General features: G+C 64.0%; 16 protein-coding genes. 10 read left to right on the forward strand and 6 right to left on the reverse strand.

All coding sequences use genetic code 11. The features are described 5' to 3' along the window. Nucleotides 1-138 precede the first annotated feature (138 nt). A complete protein-coding gene (locus U4Y88_RS05720; protein WP_224009648.1) occupies nucleotides 139-1107 on the reverse strand; it encodes a helix-turn-helix transcriptional regulator in 969 nt (322 codons plus the stop codon). A 346-nt stretch (nucleotides 1108-1453) separates the two neighbouring features. Here U4Y88_RS05720 and U4Y88_RS05725 point away from each other — a divergent pair, with 346 nt between their 5' ends. The 4 genes from U4Y88_RS05725 to U4Y88_RS05740 all read left to right on the forward strand — a co-directional run bounded on the left by U4Y88_RS05725 (nucleotide 1454) and on the right by U4Y88_RS05740 (nucleotide 6553). Continuing rightward, nucleotides 1454-3052, forward strand: coding sequence for a benzoate-CoA ligase family protein (locus tag U4Y88_RS05725; protein ID WP_321782835.1), 1599 nt, complete (start codon nucleotides 1454-1456; stop codon nucleotides 3050-3052). Between the two features lie 4 nt (nucleotides 3053-3056). Then, nucleotides 3057-3911, forward strand: a complete 855-nt coding sequence (locus U4Y88_RS05730) for an alpha/beta fold hydrolase (RefSeq protein WP_321782837.1) — start codon at nucleotides 3057-3059, stop codon at nucleotides 3909-3911. Nucleotides 3912-4169: 258 nt separating this feature from the next. Beyond that, nucleotides 4170-5531, forward strand: coding sequence for a sensor histidine kinase (locus U4Y88_RS05735; RefSeq protein WP_224009654.1), 1362 nt, complete (start codon nucleotides 4170-4172; stop codon nucleotides 5529-5531). Nucleotides 5532-5611: 80 nt separating this feature from the next. Next, nucleotides 5612-6553 carry a response regulator gene (locus U4Y88_RS05740; protein WP_321782839.1) on the forward strand — a complete coding sequence of 314 codons (942 nt, stop codon included), beginning with the start codon at nucleotides 5612-5614 and terminating at the stop codon, nucleotides 6551-6553. 62 nt (nucleotides 6554-6615) lie between these two features. Here the strand turns inward: U4Y88_RS05740 and cqsA are convergent, their stop codons facing one another. Further along, nucleotides 6616-7914, reverse strand: a complete 1299-nt coding sequence (cqsA, locus tag U4Y88_RS05745) for an alpha-hydroxyketone-type quorum-sensing autoinducer synthase (protein ID WP_321782841.1) — start codon at nucleotides 7912-7914, stop codon at nucleotides 6616-6618. 814 nt (nucleotides 7915-8728) lie between these two features. Further along, nucleotides 8729-10000 (reverse strand): GGDEF domain-containing protein, encoded by a 1272-nt coding sequence (locus tag U4Y88_RS05750; protein WP_321782843.1) that lies wholly within the window; start codon nucleotides 9998-10000, stop codon nucleotides 8729-8731. Between the two features lie 290 nt (nucleotides 10001-10290). Between U4Y88_RS05750 and U4Y88_RS05755 the strand changes: the two genes are divergently transcribed. The 3 genes from U4Y88_RS05755 to U4Y88_RS05765 all read left to right on the forward strand — a co-directional run bounded on the left by U4Y88_RS05755 (nucleotide 10291) and on the right by U4Y88_RS05765 (nucleotide 11411). Next, complete coding sequence (locus U4Y88_RS05755; protein ID WP_224009661.1) at nucleotides 10291-10545, forward strand: DUF2795 domain-containing protein; 255 nt, start codon at nucleotides 10291-10293, stop codon at nucleotides 10543-10545. Nucleotides 10546-10759: 214 nt separating this feature from the next. After that, nucleotides 10760-11110: a response regulator gene (locus U4Y88_RS05760; RefSeq protein WP_310631789.1), complete on the forward strand. Its 351-nt coding sequence runs from the start codon at nucleotides 10760-10762 to the stop codon at nucleotides 11108-11110. 94 nt (nucleotides 11111-11204) lie between these two features. Next, nucleotides 11205-11411 carry a hypothetical protein gene (locus U4Y88_RS05765; RefSeq protein WP_224009665.1) on the forward strand — a complete coding sequence of 69 codons (207 nt, stop codon included), beginning with the start codon at nucleotides 11205-11207 and terminating at the stop codon, nucleotides 11409-11411. A 109-nt stretch (nucleotides 11412-11520) separates the two neighbouring features. On the opposite strand, the gene U4Y88_RS05770 is transcribed toward U4Y88_RS05765, so the two are convergent. After that, complete coding sequence (locus tag U4Y88_RS05770) at nucleotides 11521-11847, reverse strand: hypothetical protein (RefSeq protein WP_321782845.1); 327 nt, start codon at nucleotides 11845-11847, stop codon at nucleotides 11521-11523. 225 nt (nucleotides 11848-12072) lie between these two features. Between U4Y88_RS05770 and U4Y88_RS05775 the strand changes: the two genes are divergently transcribed. The 3 genes from U4Y88_RS05775 to U4Y88_RS05785 are packed head-to-tail and all read left to right on the forward strand — an operon-like array spanning nucleotide 12073 to nucleotide 15455. Beyond that, nucleotides 12073-14211 carry a phosphocholine-specific phospholipase C gene (locus U4Y88_RS05775; protein WP_321782847.1) on the forward strand — a complete coding sequence of 713 codons (2139 nt, stop codon included), beginning with the start codon at nucleotides 12073-12075 and terminating at the stop codon, nucleotides 14209-14211. Nucleotides 14212-14271: 60 nt separating this feature from the next. After that, entirely contained in the window at nucleotides 14272-14874 is a 603-nt protein-coding gene (locus U4Y88_RS05780) for a TetR/AcrR family transcriptional regulator (RefSeq protein WP_321782849.1), read from the forward strand. A 59-nt stretch (nucleotides 14875-14933) separates the two neighbouring features. Beyond that, on the forward strand, nucleotides 14934-15455 hold the full coding sequence (locus U4Y88_RS05785; protein ID WP_224009673.1) for an RrF2 family transcriptional regulator: 522 nt from the start codon (nucleotides 14934-14936) through the stop codon (nucleotides 15453-15455). Nucleotides 15456-15538: 83 nt separating this feature from the next. On the opposite strand, the gene U4Y88_RS05790 is transcribed toward U4Y88_RS05785, so the two are convergent. Next, on the reverse strand, nucleotides 15539-16744 hold the full coding sequence (locus tag U4Y88_RS05790) for an NAD(P)/FAD-dependent oxidoreductase (RefSeq protein ID WP_321782851.1): 1206 nt from the start codon (nucleotides 16742-16744) through the stop codon (nucleotides 15539-15541). A 248-nt stretch (nucleotides 16745-16992) separates the two neighbouring features. Continuing rightward, the gene (locus U4Y88_RS05795) at nucleotides 16993-18210 is read right to left on the reverse strand and encodes a YbfB/YjiJ family MFS transporter (RefSeq protein ID WP_321782853.1); all 1218 of its coding nucleotides are present in this window, start codon (nucleotides 18208-18210) and stop codon (nucleotides 16993-16995) included. Nucleotides 18211-18367 lie beyond the last annotated feature (157 nt).

The raw sequence follows: 18367 nt of genomic DNA on the forward strand, positions 1-18367 counted from the left end.
GTTCATCTCATCGTTTCAATGAACGATAGTGCTACACCCCATCCATGTAAAGCACTTTAGTGCATATCAAGCCGCCACGACGGGTAAACCATGAACTGCAATGCAGGACGACTCACGCGCCCCGCGACCTCCAAAACGTCAATCGACGCGCACCGGCAACTCCGCGCCCAACCGCGCCGCCAGCCGGTCGCGCAGTTGCAGATAGGCGTCGGCGAGCGTGCGTTCGCTGGTGTCGAAACTCATGTCCGCGCGGCCGTAGAGTTCGGCGCGGCCCGCGAGAATACGTTTGAGATCGTCCATCGCCTCGCTGTTGCCGGCGTGACCCGACATCGGCCGCAAGTCGCCTTGCGCGACCACGCGGCGCATATGATCCTCGGGCGCGGCCTGCAACCAGACCGTGAAGCAGTGCGCGAGCAGCGCGTTGAACGTCGCAGGCTCGGAGACGAGACCGCCCGGCGACGCGATCACGGCGCGTGGATGCTCCGCGATCACCGCTTCGAGCGCGCGCTGCTCGTAGCGGCGATACGCGCTCGCGCCGTAAAGCGAGTGGATTTCCGCAGGCGGGCAGCCCGCCATCTGCTCGATCACGCGCGTGAGTTCGACGAACGGCACCTTGCGTTCCTGCGCGAGCATGCGGCCCAGCGTGGATTTTCCCGCGCCGCGCAGACCGATCAGCGCGATGCGTTCGTTGCGGTGCGGATCGGCGGGCGCCTGGGAAAACATCTCCGCGAGCGCGACGCGCGCGCGATGCAGCGCGGCCGGGTCGCGCCCTTGCAGCAACTCGCGGATCAACAGCCATTCCGCCGACGACGTCGTGACGTCGCCGGTCACTTCCGCGAGCGAGCAGTTCAGCGTGATCGCAATCTGGCGCAGGACCAGCACCGAGGCATTGCCGACGCCCGATTCGAGATTCGCCAGATGACGCTCGGACAGCCCGGTTTCCGTCGCCAGCGCCTTGCGCGTCATGCCGCGCCGCGCGCGCAGCATGCGCACGCGCTCGCCCATCGCCGTGAGAAACGGATCGCGCTCGGCACGCTCGCCGCGTGCGCCTTCCTGTGCCTCGGCGGCCTCGTCCGCCTGCGGCTCGGCAACGTATGTTTGCTTCATTTTCAGAAACCTCTCAGCGCGATTTTATGTACTATAGTGCTTGACACGGACTTGTCTAAGCGCTAATTTTCCGCCAAAAGCGCACGTGGCGATAGCCCGTCGCGCTGCCTGGCCGCTCAAGGTCAAATCGTGGCGCGACTGCCTGCACGATCGTGCATACCTTGCGGTCCGGCACAGATCGGACGCATTGAGGACGCGCTGGAGACACGCGCGCGAGCGGCTCCAAGACGGCGAACACCACGCACGACCTCAAACAATCATTAGCAATCCCTGGCAATATTGGAAGCAATATAACAAGCGGCGATCGGCGGCACGCGATCGAGGCGGACAAAACGGAGACAGCATCGTGGACACGAAGGCAGCGTCAATCAATTCCGTTATTCCCCCTCCCGTGCAATTCAATTTCGCCGCGCATCTGTTCGCGTTAAACGCCGCGCGCACCGATAAACCCGCCTATATCGACGATCACACAACCCTCGCTTATGGCGAACTCGAAACGCGCGCGCGCCGTTTTGCTAGCGTCTTGCGTGCGCTAGGCGTGCATGCCGAACAACGCATCCTGCTCGTGATGCTCGACACCGTCGAATTGCCGGTCGTGTTTCTCGGCGCGCTGCTTGCGGGCGTGGTGCCCGTGATCGTCAACACACTGCTCACGGCCGCCGATTACGCCTATATGCTCGCGCATAGCCGCGCGCGCGTCGTCATCGCATCGGGCGCCGTGCTGCCTGCGGTGAAGCCCGCGCTCGACCAGGCGGGCTGCGAAGACTGCACGCTCGTCGTGTCGCAACCGCTTGCGGATCAATCGACCGAAACCTCGCTGCGCACACTTATCGACAACGCCGCACCCGCCGCGCACATCGCGCCCACCAGCGCCGACGATATCGCCTTCTGGCTCTATTCGTCCGGTTCGACTGGAAAGCCGAAGGGCACAGTTCACACGCACGCGAACCTTTATTGGACCGTCGAAACCTACGCGAAACCGATACTCGGCATCCGCGAAACCGACGTGGTCTTTTCAGCCGCTAAACTCTTTTTCGCGTATGGACTCGGCAACGCTCTGTCGTTTCCGCTTTCGGTTGGCGCGACCACCGTGCTGATGGCCGAGCGCCCCACCGCCGACGCGGTATTCGCGCGCCTAGTGCAGCATCGCCCGACCGTGTTCTACGGCGTGCCTACGCTCTACGCGAGCATGATGGCCTCGCCGTCCTTGCCCGCGCGCGCGGACGTCGCGCTGCGCATCTGCACCTCGGCGGGTGAAGCGTTGCCGCGCGAAATCGGCGAGCGCTTTCGCCAGCATTTCGGCAGCGATATTCTCGACGGACTCGGCTCCACGGAAATGCTGCATATCTTTTTGTCGAATCGTCCCGGCGATGTCGAATACGGCACCACGGGCCGCCCGGTTCCTGGCTACGACGTCGAATTGCGCGACGAATCCGGCCAGCTCGTTGCCGATGGCGAAATTGGCGACCTCTATATTCGCGGCCCGAGCGCCGCGCTAATGTATTGGAACAATCGCGAGAAATCGCGCGCGACCTTTCTCGGCGACTGGGTCAAGAGCGGCGACAAATATCGTCGCCTGCCGGGCGGCTGCTATGTTTACGCGGGCCGCAGCGACGACATGCTCAAGGTCAGCGGCCAATATGTCTCGCCAATCGAAGTGGAGATGGTGCTCGTGCAGCACGAAGCCGTACTCGAAGCGGCGGTGATCGGCGTCGAGCAAAACGGGCTCGTCAAGACTTGCGCATTCGTCGTGCTCAAGCGCGAGCGTCAGGCCGAATGCGCCGAACCCGACACGATGGCCGCAACGCTCAAGGCCTTCGTGAAAACGCGTCTGGCGCCGCATAAGTATCCGCGCGATATTCTTTTCGTCGACGATTTGCCGAAGACCGCGACCGGCAAAATCCAGCGTTTCCGGCTGCGCGAACAATTTCAATCTCCGCCTTGAATTCATGAACGCAAGCGAATTTACCGTGTTGCCCGCCAGCGCCGACTTTCCCGCCAGGCGCGGCGCGCTGAGTATCGAATACCGCTGGATCGGCGTCGACGACGCGCATGCGCCCATCGCCGTTTTTCTGCACGAAGGACTCGGCTCGATTGCGATGTGGAAGGACTGGCCGCAAGCGTTATGCGAACGCCTCGGCTTGCGCGGGCTCGTTTATTCGCGGCCCGGTTATGGCCGCTCCACGCCGCGCGCGTCCACGGAAAAATGGCCCGTCGATTTCATGTCGCGTCAGGCGCGCGACGTGTTGCCCGCGCTGCTCGATGTGCTCGGCGTGAGCGATGCCGAGCGCGCGCATATGTGGCTCATCGGGCATAGCGACGGCGCCTCGATCGCACTGCTTTACGCGGCATCTTTTCCGCGCGCGCTCGCGGGCGCGGTCGTGATCGCGCCGCATGTCTTCGTGGAAACGATTTCAGTCGAGAGCATTGCGCAAACCAAGCGGGCCTACGAAGCAACGGCACAGCAGACAAACCCGCAAACGACTCTGCGCGCCAAACTTTCGCGCTATCACGACGACGTCGATTCCGCGTTTTACGGCTGGAACGACATCTGGCTCGATCCGGCATTCCGCGCGTGGAATGTCGTCGAGACGCTCGCGCCGATTACCGCGCCGCTGCTCGCCGTGCAGGCGCGCGACGATCAATACGGCACGCTGGCGCAAATCGAGGCGATCGGCGCGGCGGTGCCTCACGCGCACGTGCTCACGCTCGACGCGGGCGGCCATTCTCCCCATCGCGACGCGCGCGCCACGCTCGACGACGCCATCGACACGTTCATGCGCAGCCGGATCGGCGCACGATAATCGCGGCACACGCGCAAACGATGCGCCGGGCATCGAATGCTTACCGCGCGCAAAACCCTCCGCTGAACCCTGACTGTTCGCTCCCCGCGCCGCCCGAACGGCGCATCGCAATGATGGTATCGTTTGCTCTGGCCGAAAGCGCTGCCAGAGCGCCCACGGGGACGCGCGGCTGGCACAACGCAACGCACGCGCCGCGACGTGTGCACACGCACAGCAGCGCCGCCGACGGCACGGCACGGCACGGCACGGCACCCAACGATGAGCGATTCCATCCTGATGAACGTATCGAGAATCACGCTGCGCGCGCGGCGCGAATGGGCTGCGCTGAAGGCGTTCATGGCGCACGCGTTCGCGCCCGCGTTGCGCAACATGCAATACGTGAAGCGGCGCATGCGGCCCTTCGCCGTGGTCGCGACAATCGGCTTTCCGCTTTACTACTACGTCTGGAAAGTCCTGTTTCCTCAGCCTTATGAAAATCTCACGCTGCGCCTGATCGGGTCCGCGCTGTTTGCGCCGTTCCTGTTCCCGGACCGCTGGCCCGTTGCGATAAAAAAATTCCTGCCGTGGTACTGGTATTTCTGCACGCTTTACGGCCTGCCGTTTTTCTTCACCTTCATGCTGTTCAAGAACAACGGCAATGAGGTCTGGGTGGAAAGCGCGCTGATCGCGGCCTTCGTGATGGTGCTGCTGCTCGACTGGCTGATGCTCGTGCTGCAATTTCTCGTCGGCATCGGACTGGCGCTGCTCGCCTACACGCTCACGTCCGATTCGTTCACGCTGACTGGCGGCTACCTCACGCATCTGGCGATCTTCTCGTTTGCCGTGGCGATCGGCGCCATCGCCAATTACGACCAGGACCGCATTCAGATCGAACAGGAGCGCGCGATGCTCGCCACCGCGGGCAGCGTCGCGCACGAACTGCGCACGCCGCTCGTCGCCATCCGCGTCGGTGCCGCCGGCCTCATGCGCTATCTGCCCGCGTTGCTCGACACCTATCTGCTGGCCCAGCGTCACCGCCTGCCGGTGCCGAAAATACGCGTGGCGCATCTGCATTCGATGCAAGGCGTGGTCGGGCGCATCGAGCAGGAGGCGCTGCATTCGAACGCGATCATCGACATGCTGCTCGCCACCGCGCGCTTTACCGGCGGAACGATGCAAAACGCAAGCACCTGCTCCATCGTGCATTGCGTGGAAACGGCACTGGCCCGCTATCCGTTTCGCGAAGGCGACCGCGCGCGCGTGCATTGCAATCTGCGGCCCGATTTCGAATTCGCCGGCTCGGAAATGCTGACCGTGCACGTGCTGTTCAATCTGATTAAAAACGCCTTCCGCCATATGGGCAGTATCGAAGGCGCGCATATTTCTATTCGTCTTGAATCGGGTAAACGCGCTAATCGCTTGATTTTCAGCGATACCGGAACGGGTATTTCGCCGGAAGCCTTGCCGCACATCTTTACCCGCTTTTATACTTCAAGCACCATCACCGATGACGTATCGCTGGGCGCGGGAATCGGACTGGCATTCTGCCGCGATGTCATGCAAGCGATGGGGGGAGCGATTACCTGCTCCTCGGTCAAAGGCCAATATACCGAGTTCGTTTTGACATTCCCAACGCCATGACGAAAGCCATTCAGCCATTTTCCTGGCCAACCACAGTCGCCTTCGTCGACGACAGTGCGGCATTTCTTTCGAATCTGAGCTTGCAGCTCGACCCGGAACTGGCGTTCCGCATGTTCAGCTCGCCCGGCGAAGGACTCAAGTACCTCAATGCGCGTGCGGCCCAGGATCAGCCCGTCTCGCCCATCTTCAGTCCCTATCTCGACCGCACCGAGGAAAACGATGCGCATCAGGTCATCGCCATGCGCGTGGACGCGATTCGCAGCCTCGTGAACCGGCCCGCGCGCTTCGAGTCCATTTCGGTCGTAGTGGTGGATTACGACATGCCGGAACTAAACGGTATCGAATTTTGCCGCCGCCTTACGAATCCCTCAATCAAAAAGATCATGCTCACCGGCAAGGCCGACGAACACGTGGCGGTGAAAAGTTTCAATGAAGGGCTAATCGACCGTTTTATCCGCAAGCATGAAGCCGATGCCGTCGAGACCTTGAATCAGGCCATTCACGACATGCAGCTCGCGCATTTCGACAAAACCAGTGGCAGCGTGCTCGACGCACTCGCGGTATCGGAATATGCGTTTCTCAAGGACGGCGCGCTCGCGGCGCATGTGCAAGGCATTTTCGATTCATTCGGCATTGTCGAACATTACCTTTCGTATCAGCCGCACGGCCTTCTGATGTTCGACGCCGAAGGCACCGCTTATCTGCTCATTATTCATACCGACGAATCGCTGCGCGGCGTGCGCGAGATCGCCGTCGAGCAAAGCGCGCCCGCGAGCTTTCTCGCCGAACTCGACAGTTGCGGCAGCGTGCCCTACTTCTGGCGCACCGAAGGCTACTATCCGGCGCAATGCGCGGACTGGCGGCTCTACATGCATCCCGCATCGGTATTCGAAGGCGAACGCCGCTACGTCTATTCGATCGTGAAGCGCCCGCCCGGCCTCACGCTCGACAGCGTCGCGCCCTACGACGGCTATCTGCAACGCCTCGACCGCGAGATTCAAGCGGCGTGGGGCACGCACTGAACGCCCCACGCCTGCCCTGACGGCTTAACGCTTTTCCAGCCTTATCCGCCCTCTGCGCTCTATCACGCCGCTTCCGGCAGCTCGATCAGCGCGGGCGCCTGACGCGTGCGCGCACGGCCTTCGCCACGCTCCATGAGACGGCGCGTCGACGGCCAGTTCCACATCTGCACCTCGTCGCGAATCGCCTTGCAGACATCCACGAGGCGCTCGATATCCGCATCGCTCATAGCCGCGTTGATCGACAGGCGAATCAGCGAGCGATTCTGCGCCGTGGCGGGCGCGCAGAATACCGACCCGAAAATGCCGCGCGCTTCCAGCGCATCGCGCAGCACGATGGTCTGCGTTTCCGGCCCCGCTTCAAGCGCGACGATCTGCGTTTCGCTGCCGTTGAGGTTGTAGCCGAACTCGGTCAGACGCGAACGCACATAATCCGCATTCGACGCGAGCCGCGCGCGGCGCCAGTCGTCGCGCTCGATCACGTCGAGCGTCGCCGCGAGACCCGCGGTTTCATGCGGCAGCAGTGTCGAACTGAAAATGGCGGGCAACGCTTCGAACTTGAAATACTCCTGAAAACGCCGCGAACAACTGATGATGCCCGCGCGTCCCGCAAACGCTTTCGCGAGACTCGCCGTGCGGAAATGCACGCGCTCGCCGAGTCCCAATTCCGCGACCATGCCCGCGCCGTGCGGCCCGTGCGTGCCGAGCGAATGCGATTCGTCCACCACGAACACGCAATCGTGCGCGGCGCACACCTCGGCGAAGGCCTGCAACGGACAGACACTGCCATTCGTGCTGTACACCGAATCGACCATCACAATGCCCGGCCCGTAACGGCGAATGCGCTGCTCCAGATGCGCGGCATCGTTATGCATGAAGCTGATGGGTTTCGCGCCCGCGCTGCGAATGCCTTCCCACAGCGACATGTGCGCCATCATGTCGACATACACGGGCGTCTGCGCGTTGGCGATCGACTGGATCAGCCCCGTATTGGCGGCGAATCCCGATTGACACAGCACGCTCGCTTCGGTGCCCATATAGCGGGCGAAGCGGTCTTCGAGCACGAGTTGCGGACACGCGTCGCCGTGCAGGAAAATGCCCGACATCAGCAGACCGTTGCCTTCCGAACGGATGCTCGTGCACATCGCGTCGAGAATTTCCGGGTGCCGCGCGATCGACAGATAGTCGTTGCTCGACAGATGCAGCGCCTGCGCGTCGGGCTCGCGGCCCATCATGATGTGACCGCCCGCCCACGTCTGCTGCACGCGCGCCTCGTAATAGCGGTCGACGCGCGCCGCAAGAAATGCGGGCAAGCCCGCGTCGTTGTTGTGTGCGTCACGCCAGTTGTTATTCACTGCTTTCATCTCAGGCTCCTTGGTGGTGAATGGCCGCCCCCCGCTAGCGACATCTGGGTCGAGATCGACTGCGATAGCTGGCCGGTGATAGACCCGTGCCTGGACACCTCGCGCGCGAAGGCATGGCGAGACATCCAGGCTGCAGGCTGGTAAAACAAGCTGGTAATTGCGGATATGAAAGACGGGCGCGCGCGTGGCGACGAGGGGCGGGCCGGATGCGCCATCGCACCCGGCCCCGAGTGCAATGCTGAGCGCAAACCCGAGCGCATGCCGGCCGCGCGCGGCGGCCGCGATGCTGCGCTGAGATCCCCTTGGCGCGATCTCCCGTCGACGCGCTACGCATCCCCCCGGACGCGCGCAAACGGCTGCGAATTGAAAGGCGGATGCGGGCGCTTTACGCCTTGAGCGAGCGTCCCGGCACTCGTGCGATGACCGCTTCGCGCAATCGCCACGGGTGGATGGAAAGAGACGCTTGCCCGATGAATGGGGTACGGTTCCGCGCGGCGCGCACACGATGGCGCACAGCTCGCTGGAACAAACGTTGCGGGGAACGTTTAACGCACCTTCGATAATTATCCTTTAAAAACAGCCACGTGATGCATTTCACCGGCTTCGATGCGCTTTGCATTCCGAAATTATTTTCACCGTAACGAATGCACACCGGCGATGGCAAAGATTTCATGCGACAAGCATGAATCCCCTGCTATTGGCAGGTAAATAAGCGAAACAATCGATTCAGCCAGCGCGCAGCGGCGCGTCCGCACGCAACAATGCGTGAACAACGCGTGCCATGCGAAGCGAGAAGAAAATATTGCCGACGGCGTTATGAAATTTTTGTGTCGTCGTTTGCGGAAATCGCGTCGCGCGATTCAGCGGCGCGCGCGCTCACGACCTGATTGCGGCCGCGCATTTTCGCTTCGTAGAGCGCCGCGTCCGCGCGTGCCATCAGGGTCGTCAAGGTGTCACCGGGAGCGAGCGCGTCCACGCCCGCGCTGAAGGTCAAACCGTCGTGGGCGGGTTCGCGCGCGAGATGCGGCTCGCCTGAGCCGCTCTGCTCCGCGCCCGACGTTCCGTGAATCGGCGCCGGTTGATCCGCCGTGCGCCGCACCGAAAGCGCGGCCACGCGCAGCGCGTCGACGCGCGCGGCGGCGTGCTCGCGCTGCGTCGCCGGAAACAGCAGCGCGAATTCCTCGCCGCCCAAGCGCCCGAACAGATCGGTCTCACGCACGCCCGACGACATCACGCGGCCGAAATGCGCCAGCACGCGATCGCCGGCCGCGTGGCCATAGAGATCGTTGACGGCCTTGAAATGATCGATGTCGATGATGGCGAGCGCCAGCGGCGCGCCCATCGCGCGGGCCGCGCCGAGCAAGGCGTCCGCTTGCGTGACGAAGGCGCGGCGCGTGAGCGCGCCGGTCAGTTCGTCGCGGTTGGCGAGGTGTTCGAGCCGCTCCGCCATGCGGTCGTGCGCGAGCAGCACCATGCCGATCGAGAGCGCCGGCAACACCAGAATGCCGAGCGCCAGATACGCCACATTGAACGGCGTGGAATCGAGCATCGTGGTCTGGTGCACGAGCCCGCTGCCGTAAATCATGCCGCGCAGGCCGTGCGCAAACGCGCCCAGCCACGCCGACCAGGTCACGAAACCGTAGCTGTAACGCGGTCGACCGGGCGGCCGGTCATGCAGCGCGAGCCAGCCGATCGCGCCATAAACCGACGCATGAAATGCCGACACGATCGCAATGCGCACGCCGAGATCCGGTTCCACCCAGTACCACCACGCGATGCCGACCGCCAGCGCCGCGCAGCCCGCCCACGCGAGCGGCACGCGCGGACGCAGGCCGAAAAACTCGCGGCAGCCTTCGAGCACGCGCGTGACGGCGACCGCGAGCAGCGTGTTCGACACGAGGATCGTGAGGATCGGCATGCCCATGGGCTGCATGCCCGCGAGCACGAGCGCGATGCTCGCCATCACGTAAGCGCCAATCCAGCGGCTCACGCCAGGAATGCGGGCGGGCCGCAGCGAGCCGAGAATCGCGAGACTCATGATGCTCGACAGCACCGTGACGAGAAGAATATTGACCGGATTTAGCATGGACTGCGCACGGCCGCGGCTGGCTCGGAATTCGATAAGGGGTCACGTCAGTTTAGGGCACGAATTGCATAAAGCTTGCATGGTTTTTAGTAGGCACCGTCGATATGTGGCGCGGATATTTATTCATGCAGGATGAATAGCCGCGAATTAGCGATGAATTGCCACGACTCGCCCCGCATTCGCCCCGCATTCACCGATCGATGCGTACACACGGATCGACGGGAACGCCATCTGCTGAAGAAAACGGCAATGCACGCCCATTCAACGCCAACGTCATTCAGGAGACTGCCATGCCCGCATCGATACCGGACGTCGCACGCGAGGCGCTGATATTGCGCGTCGAGCGCGCCGTCGACACCGTGACCTTCCCCGCCCATCCGGGCACGCTGATCGAATGCGCCGAACGCGCGGGCGCGCGCGCCGACGTGCTCGCCGCGCTGCGCGAGCTGCCCGACGAGGCGTTCGGCAGCTTTTCGGAAGTGTCTGCGTCGATTGTCGCCGCGCACGACCGGCAGGCGCGCCCGCGGCCTTTCGCGGTCCGCTGAGCGCCGCTTACACCGGTCGACGCCTATGCGCAGCAGCCAGACAACGCCCCCCCCGGACTCGCCGGGAACGAAATTTGCGCACTCCGCCCCGAGTGCCGGACGGTCCCCGGCTTCGGACTGCCCGGATCAAGGGCGCAGCCACGGCAAGAACAAGGGCGCACGCGACGTGAGGACCGCCGGGGTGGTCGATGCGCGCCGCACAGGTAAACGACGTATGGCAACCGTATTACTCGTCGACGACGACAGCAACGCACTGGACGCGCTCAAGGAGCTGGTCGGCCAGGAAGGCTATCGGGTCAGGACCGCCGTGGACGGCTCGGACGCGCTCAAGAGCGCGCTCGCCGACCCGCCCGACGTCGTGATCTCCGACTGCATGATGCCGCGCATGGACGGCCTCGAACTGATGCGCGCCATGCGCCGCGACCGCAAGCTCGCGGCCGTTCCGCTCGTGCTCGTCTCCGCGCTCGTCACGCTGCCCGCCGACGCCGACGTGGTCGGCTTTCTGCGCAAGCCTTTCGCCGTGGCGCAATTACTCGATATTCTGCGGCGCGTAGCGTCTCCGTGACGACGATTGATTCGCCATCCTCAGTGATTGCCATGAAGTCGCGGCACGCGCATTGCGGCGCGTAAGGCATGACGATGCCACCAGGAGGGCCATCATGACCGACTACGCAGGACGCTCGCAGGACGACCGCGTCGCGCAACGCAAGCAGCACAAACAGCCGTCACAGGAGCCACCCGGCGGCGATATGGCCGTGCACGGCACCGAGCCCGACGCCACACACAGCAGCGGCGAACTCTCGGAACGCGGCAAGGAAGTCTGGCGCAAAGGCGCGGGACTCGACGGCGGCGGGAAATCGGACTGATCGCCGGACTCGCCCGATTCAATATTCACGCTGATATGAAACGCGCGCGGCGCGAAAGACATTGACGCCGCGCGCGCTTTTACACGTCATTCAATTCCCGCGTCTTGATTCAGCGCCGCCGGGCATTCGCATTGGGCTTCGCGTTGCGATTCGCCTGCGCGTCGTTTTGCGTGCGCGACTGATACGCATCGCCACCCCAGCGGTCCGTATCCTCCAAACCGCGTTCGAGATCGCGATGCCCCTGCACGCCCACCGAACGCGGCTCGTGCGGATGACGGGTCGCCACCGGCTCACCGCCCTCATGACGCGGATGCTTCACGCTCTGCGCCTCCTCCTGCGAGGGTTCCTGCGATTCGTGGGACGTCTGCGATGCATGACGCGCTTCATGCGCGGCAGGCGCCGCCCGTTGCTCAGCACGCTTGTGATGATTGTTCATGGCACACCTCCGATAACGGCGCATTTCCGCCAATGACGCGCCTCCCCTGCACGCAGCAGCTTGCGTGCCGCGCACACTGGCTTAAACTCGCGACATCGACGGGGTACGACACCCGCAGCGCGCTCCCTGAATCCGGTACAGTCGATACGCACGCGCGCGGCCAACGTGTCATGCTCACGCGTGCCTTGCCGGCATCCGCCCCTCACCATCACCGCACGTTGCACGATGACCTCGAAGGACCGCCGTCACTTTCTGCGCAGCGCCGCGGCCGGCGCCGCGCTCAGCCTGTTTCCGCCCGCGATCCGGCGCGCGCTCGCCATCCCGGCGCACAACGCGACCGGCACGATTCAGGACGTCGAGCATGTCGTGATCTTCATGCAGGAAAACCGCTCGTTCGATCATTACCTCGGCACGCTGCCAGGCGTGCGCGGCTTCGGCGACCGCATCACGATTCCGCAGCCGCGCTTTGCTGCCATCTGGCAACAAAGCGACGGCGAGCGCACGCTGCTGCCGTTCTACCTCGACAAAAGCAAGGGCAACGCGCTGCTCGCGGGCGGCGCGCACGAATGGCTCGACGCGCATGCCGCGTGGGATGCGGGCCGCATGACGCACTGGCCGCGCGCGAAAGGCAATGTGTCGATGGGCTATTTGCAGGCCGCCGACCTGCCGTTTCATTTCGCGCTCGCGAATGCCTTCACGATCTGCGACGCCTACCATTGCTCGCTGCATGGCGGCACGAACTCGAATCGCCTCTTCCTGTGGACCGGCACCAACGGTCCCGGCGGCGCGCCCTACGCCGTGGTCAACAACAATGGCTGGGACTGGCTCGACAGTTCGTCCAGGGGGCTCACGTGGACCACATACGCGGAGCGTCTGCAGAAAGCCGGCGTGAGCTGGAAGGTCTACGAAAATCAGCCGGACAATTACAACGACAATCCGCTCGCGGGTTTCGCCACGTTCCGCAAGGTGCACGAGTCGATCGCGGGCGCGCCCAACGCGCCGTGGACACCGGAAATCGAAGCGCAATCGCCGCTCTATAAAGGCATCGGCAATACGCTGCCCGACGGCGGCTTTTTACAGGCGCTCAAGGACGACGTGACGGCGAACCGGCTGCCGCAAGTGAGCTGGATCATCTCGCCGCAAGCCTATTGCGAGCATCCGGCCATTTCCACGCCGGGCCAGGGCGCGTGGTACATCCAGCAACTGCTCGACGCGCTCACGGCGAATCCCGAGGTCTGGAGCAAGACCGTGCTGTTCGTGAACTACGACGAGAACGACTGCTTCTTCGATCATATGCCGCCGCCCGCCGTGCCCTCGCCGCTCAACGACGGCAGCTATGCCGGCAAGTCGACAGTCAGCACGGAGCACGAGTATTTCACGGTGCCAAATCCGCCCGGCGACAAACAACCGCTCGCGCCCGACGGCCAGCCTTACGGGCCCGGTCCGCGCGTACCGATGTTCGTGATCTCGCCGTGGAGCACGGGCGGCTACGTCAATTCGCAGGTGTTCGATCACACGTCCGTGCTGCGTTTTCTCGAACAGCGCTTCGGCGTGCTGGAGCCGAATATCAGCGCATGGCGGCGTGTCGTTTGCGGCGACATGACCTCGGCATTTAACTTCAGTAGCCCGAACGAAAAATCGTCCACGAATTTTCCTGCGCCCACGCGCGCCGCCGCCGATGCGCTCAACGCCCAGCAAAGCACGCTCAAAACCGTGCACGCGCCCGCAGAAAACGAACAGACGATGCCGCATCAGGCGCGCGTCGCGCGTCCGTCGCGCGCACTGCCGTATCGGCTGCATGCGCATGCGAGCGTCGATGCGAAACATCGCGACGTGCATCTCGTCTTCAGCAACGAAGGCAGCGCGGGCGCGGTCTTTCACGTCTACGACAAACGGCATCTCGACCGCGCGCCGCGCCGCTATACCGTCGAAGCCGGCAAGCATCTCGCCGATACGTGGACGCCCACGCCCACCGATGCGGGCGCCTACGATCTCTGGGTGCTCGGCCCCAACGGCTTTCATCGCGGCTTCGCGGGCAACCTGGGGCAGCCGCCGCACGGAGCGGGACTGGAAATGCAGGTGAGCTACGACGCAGCCGCCAATAGCGTCGGCATCGCCATCGTCAACGAAGGCCGCGAATCCGCCACCTGCACCGTGAGCGCGAACGCCTATCGCCGCGATGGACCGTGGGCCTTCACCGTCGCGCCGCGCGCACGCGTCACGCAGAGCTGGCCGCTCGACGCATCTGGCGGCTGGTACGACTTCACGCTGAGCGCCGCCGACGGCACCACGCGCCGCTTCGCAGGCCGCGTGGAAACCGGCAGGGACAGCATCAGCGATCCCGAAATGGGCGCGGCGAGCTGAGCCGCCCCGTTTCATATCGATTGATCTAAAATGATGGCTTCCCTTGCCACGGAGCCATCAATGGGCCGCCCTCGCGAATTCGACGAAACCCACGTGCTGGACGCTGCCTGCGACGCGTTCTGGGCGCGCGGCTACGAAGCCACCTCCACGCGCGATCTGGTCAAGGCCACCGGGCTCACCCAGCCGAGCTTGTACAACGCGTTCGGCGACAAACGCGCGCTGTTTCTGCGCGTGCTCGATCACTATCTGGAGCAGTCGCTGCGCGAGCGCATCGCGCGCCACGAAGCCGCCGGCACGCCGGGCACCGCCATCGCCGGATTTTTCGCGGAAACCGTGCAGCGCTCGCTCGACGATCCCGCCAAACGCGGCTGCCTGATGGTGAATTCGGTTCTCGAAGCCACGCCCGACGACGAGGCCTTGCGCGCCGCGCTCGCCGCCGAAATCGTGCAGATCCGCGACTTTTTCCTGCGCTGCGTGCAGGCCGGTCAAGCCAGCGGCGAAATCGCCAAAACAGTCGGCGCACAGGAAGCGGCGCAGCATCTGCTCGCCGTGTTGCTGGGCCTGCGCGTGATCGCGCGCATTCAACCGGAGCGCGACTGGCTCGTGAATGCCGTCGCGCCCGCGCTCACGCTGCTCGGATTGCTGCCGGGCCAGGCGGGCTGACGCGCGGCGTCCGCCTGTGTTAATCTTCTAACTCCGATTCAATCAGTCGCGGTATCGTCATGTCTTTCATCAGCACCGGGGTCGAATACGGTTTGCACTGCCTGCTCTATCTCGCGAAGCCTTCGGGCGTGCGCGAAGCGAGCGTGCGCGATCTCGCCGAGATGCAGGGCGTGTCGGTCGATTACGCGGCCAAGCTGTTCACGCGCCTCTCGAAAGCGGGCATCGTTTCGGCCACCGAAGGCGTACGCGGCGGCTTCGCGCTCGCGCGTGCGCCCGAACACATCACCGTGCAAGACGTGGTCGACGCTATCGACGGCGACAAACGCCTGTTCGACTGCCGCGAGATTCGCGCGCAATGCGCGGTCTTCGATGACGAAGCGCCCGCCTGGGCCACGCGCGGCACCTGCTCGATCCACGCCGTGATGCAGGCCGCCGAGCGCAGCATGCGCGAGGAACTCGAAAAGCACACGCTCGCCGACCTCGCCGCGCGCGCTCATTCGAAGGCGCCCGCGAGCCACGGTCATCAAGTGGTCGAGTGGTTTGCCGACCGCGCCGCGAATCGGCGCAGCGATCGCGCGTAAGCTTTCCGAGATTTTTATCGACCACGCAGAAAAGGCCCTTTTTCAAGGGCCTTTTTCATTGACTGCGTGGGGGATGGGGGCGATCAGGCCACCACGATCCGGCGCGGATCCGCCGAGGCGAACACCTCCTCACGCTCGGCGCGCGGCGGATAAATCCACTCGGTATTGATGCGGTGCTTGAGCGCCTTCGCTTCCTGGCCGCTCATCTTCACTTCGCGCTCCCAGCCCTCGGTATAGACCGCGCCCCACGGGCCGAGATCGAGACAGGTCACGTATTTCGGCTGGCTATACGGCAGCGCGTCGAGGCCCAGCAGATCGGCAGCGGCGTTGTGCCCTGCCGAGCGACCAAGATTCATCGCGTGCTGACACGACATGAGCGTGCGATTGCCTTCGTCGTCGGTGGCCGCGCTCGCGACGTCGCCCGTCGCGTACACGCCCGGCACGCCCTCGACCGCAAGGTGGCGATCGACATAGAGACGGCCCGCTGTATCGCGGCGCGCGGGAATCTGCTCGGTCAGCGCGCTCGCACGCACGCCGGCGGTCCAGATGACCGTATTCGCGGCGATGTGCTCGCCGTCGGCCAACGTGACGCCGTGCGCGTCGACGGCCGTCACGCCCTGGCCCAGTTTCCACTGCACGCCGAGTTCGCCGAGCGCCTGCTCGATGACGGGCCGCGGACCTGGACCGAGATCGGGACCGAGCGCCTCGTTACGTTCGACGACGATCACACGCACTTGCGCGCTACCGCCGAGCGCGGCGCGCAAACGCGCGGGCATTTCCGCGGCCGTTTCGATGCCGGTGAAACCGCCGCCCGCCACCACGACGGTATTTCGCGCGGGCGTATCGGGCAGTTGCGCGAGATCGCGGATATGGGCTTCGAGTTCCGCCGCTTCGTCGATCTGATCGACGCTGAACGCGTGCTCCGCGAGGCCCGCGATGGCCGGGCGGAACAGCTTGCTGCCCGTCGCCAGCACGAGGCGGTCATAGGACATCGTGAACGCGCGCTGATCCGCATCCACACCCTCCACTTCACGACGCGCCACGTCGATACGCGCCACGCTGCCCTGCACGAACTTCACACCAGCTTCGCGGAAGATGTCCGTGAGCGGCGCCTTCATGTTCTCCGGCCCTTCTTCGTACAGGCGCGGACGCACGTGCAGATGCGGCTCCGGCGCGATCAACGTGACTTCGACGTCCGCACGGCCCGCCTCGTCGAGCAAACGCGCCGCGCTCAGCGCGCTCCACATGCCGGCGAAACCGGCCCCGATAATCAAAATGCGTCTGGACATGCTGCTGCTCCTGTGGATCGTTGCACCGTCGCAACGTGTAACTCGGATTCTATGAGTCGTAGTTTAACGCGACAATGCATGTTAACGAAACACACTGTTGACTCCACTGAGCGAAAACAAACGCCGGGCATTCGTCCGATCAATTGCGCTTCGATTTCGAGCGCTGAAAATAAAAGCGCCCGCATGCCTGAAGCATGCGGGCGCTCGTGCTCGTCTTGTGTATCGCTATCGCGATCGCGATTAGCGCCTCATCGTTTCGACAGCCGGCTCGTCGCCAGATCCGCGACAAACGCCAGCGAGAGCGCAACGGCGCCGCACGCGAAAATCAACGCGTAGTTTTCATGCGTGTGCGAAAACAGAAACGAATAACCGTAGCCGCCCAGCGCCTGAAACAATGCGAATGCGGTAGTCGCGCGGCTCCACGCGGCACGCTGTTCGAGATGATCGTGCGGCACGAGTTCATGAATGCGGCCCAGCGCGAGCGGCACGACGCCCGGCGTCAATGCCCCGAGGATCAGCGTGGCGACGAGCACCGCTGCCGTGTGATTCGACAGCGCCAGCAGCGCCACCGCAACGGCCTGAATCAACAACGCAAAACGCCAGGCGAGTTTGAAACCGATCCGATCGGCGAGTTGCCCGCAGAGAATCGGTCCCGCGATCGCCGCCATGCCGTAGAGCACCCAGATATGCGCGCCGGTCGACGCACCGCGTCCGAGTCCGCGCGCCACATAATCGACGAGCAGGATCATCGCGGGCACGAGCCCCAACGCATTGGCGGCGTATTGCGCGTACAGCACGCGCAGCGGCGTTTGTGCCCCTACAGCGTGACCCGCAGTTTGCGCGGGCGCGGCAGCAACGGGCGCATCGCTGGCCGGCCAGCCGAACCAGCTAATCGCCGTCAGCAGCAAGGCGAGCGCGCCGAGGCCCATCCACGCGGCGCGCAAACCGTCATGCAGCAGCGAGGGAATGACCGTTCCCGACGCCGCGATGCCAAGCCCCAGCCCGAGAAAAATCATTCCGCTCACGAAGCCGCGTCGCGCGGGCGGCACGTGCGGAAGAATCGACGTGGCGACCAGCACCATGATCGCGCCGCCCGCCACGCCGGACGCGAGCCGCCACACGAAGAACCACGCCACGGACAGCGGCAACGCACACGCAAAAAACGCGAGCGTGGCGGTCGCCATGAGCACGCGCAGCGCGTGCCGGTTCGTGAGCGCATGGGCGATGGGCCGCCCGAGCAGCGCGCCCAGCAGATAACCCGCGAAGTTCGCCGCGCCGAGCGTGACGGCTTGCGATGCCGTGAACCAGTGCGCCTGGATCAGCGCAGGAATCAACGGCGTGTAGGCGAAACGCGCAAGACCGATGGCGACGAAACTGCCGCACAGGCCCGCGAGCGTCGCGAACAAGGCCGAAGCGTCGAGCCGCTCGGGCACGCGCGCACCAAGAGTGGATGGCTGGGCTGACATGTTTGATTTCATTCTCGAAGAGGCTGTTTTATATCACTCGATACAGTAATAACGGATTCTATATCGATCGAATTAAAATGCAAGCCCCGAGCGCAGCCGGACAGCGTGCGCAGTACACTGCCCGTTGCCGTTCTTGACGCTCGCCTGCCCCGCAACC

The organism is Paraburkholderia sp. J94 (assembly GCF_905220285.1).
GTDB classification, from domain to species: domain Bacteria; phylum Pseudomonadota; class Gammaproteobacteria; order Burkholderiales; family Burkholderiaceae; genus Paraburkholderia; species Paraburkholderia tropica_A.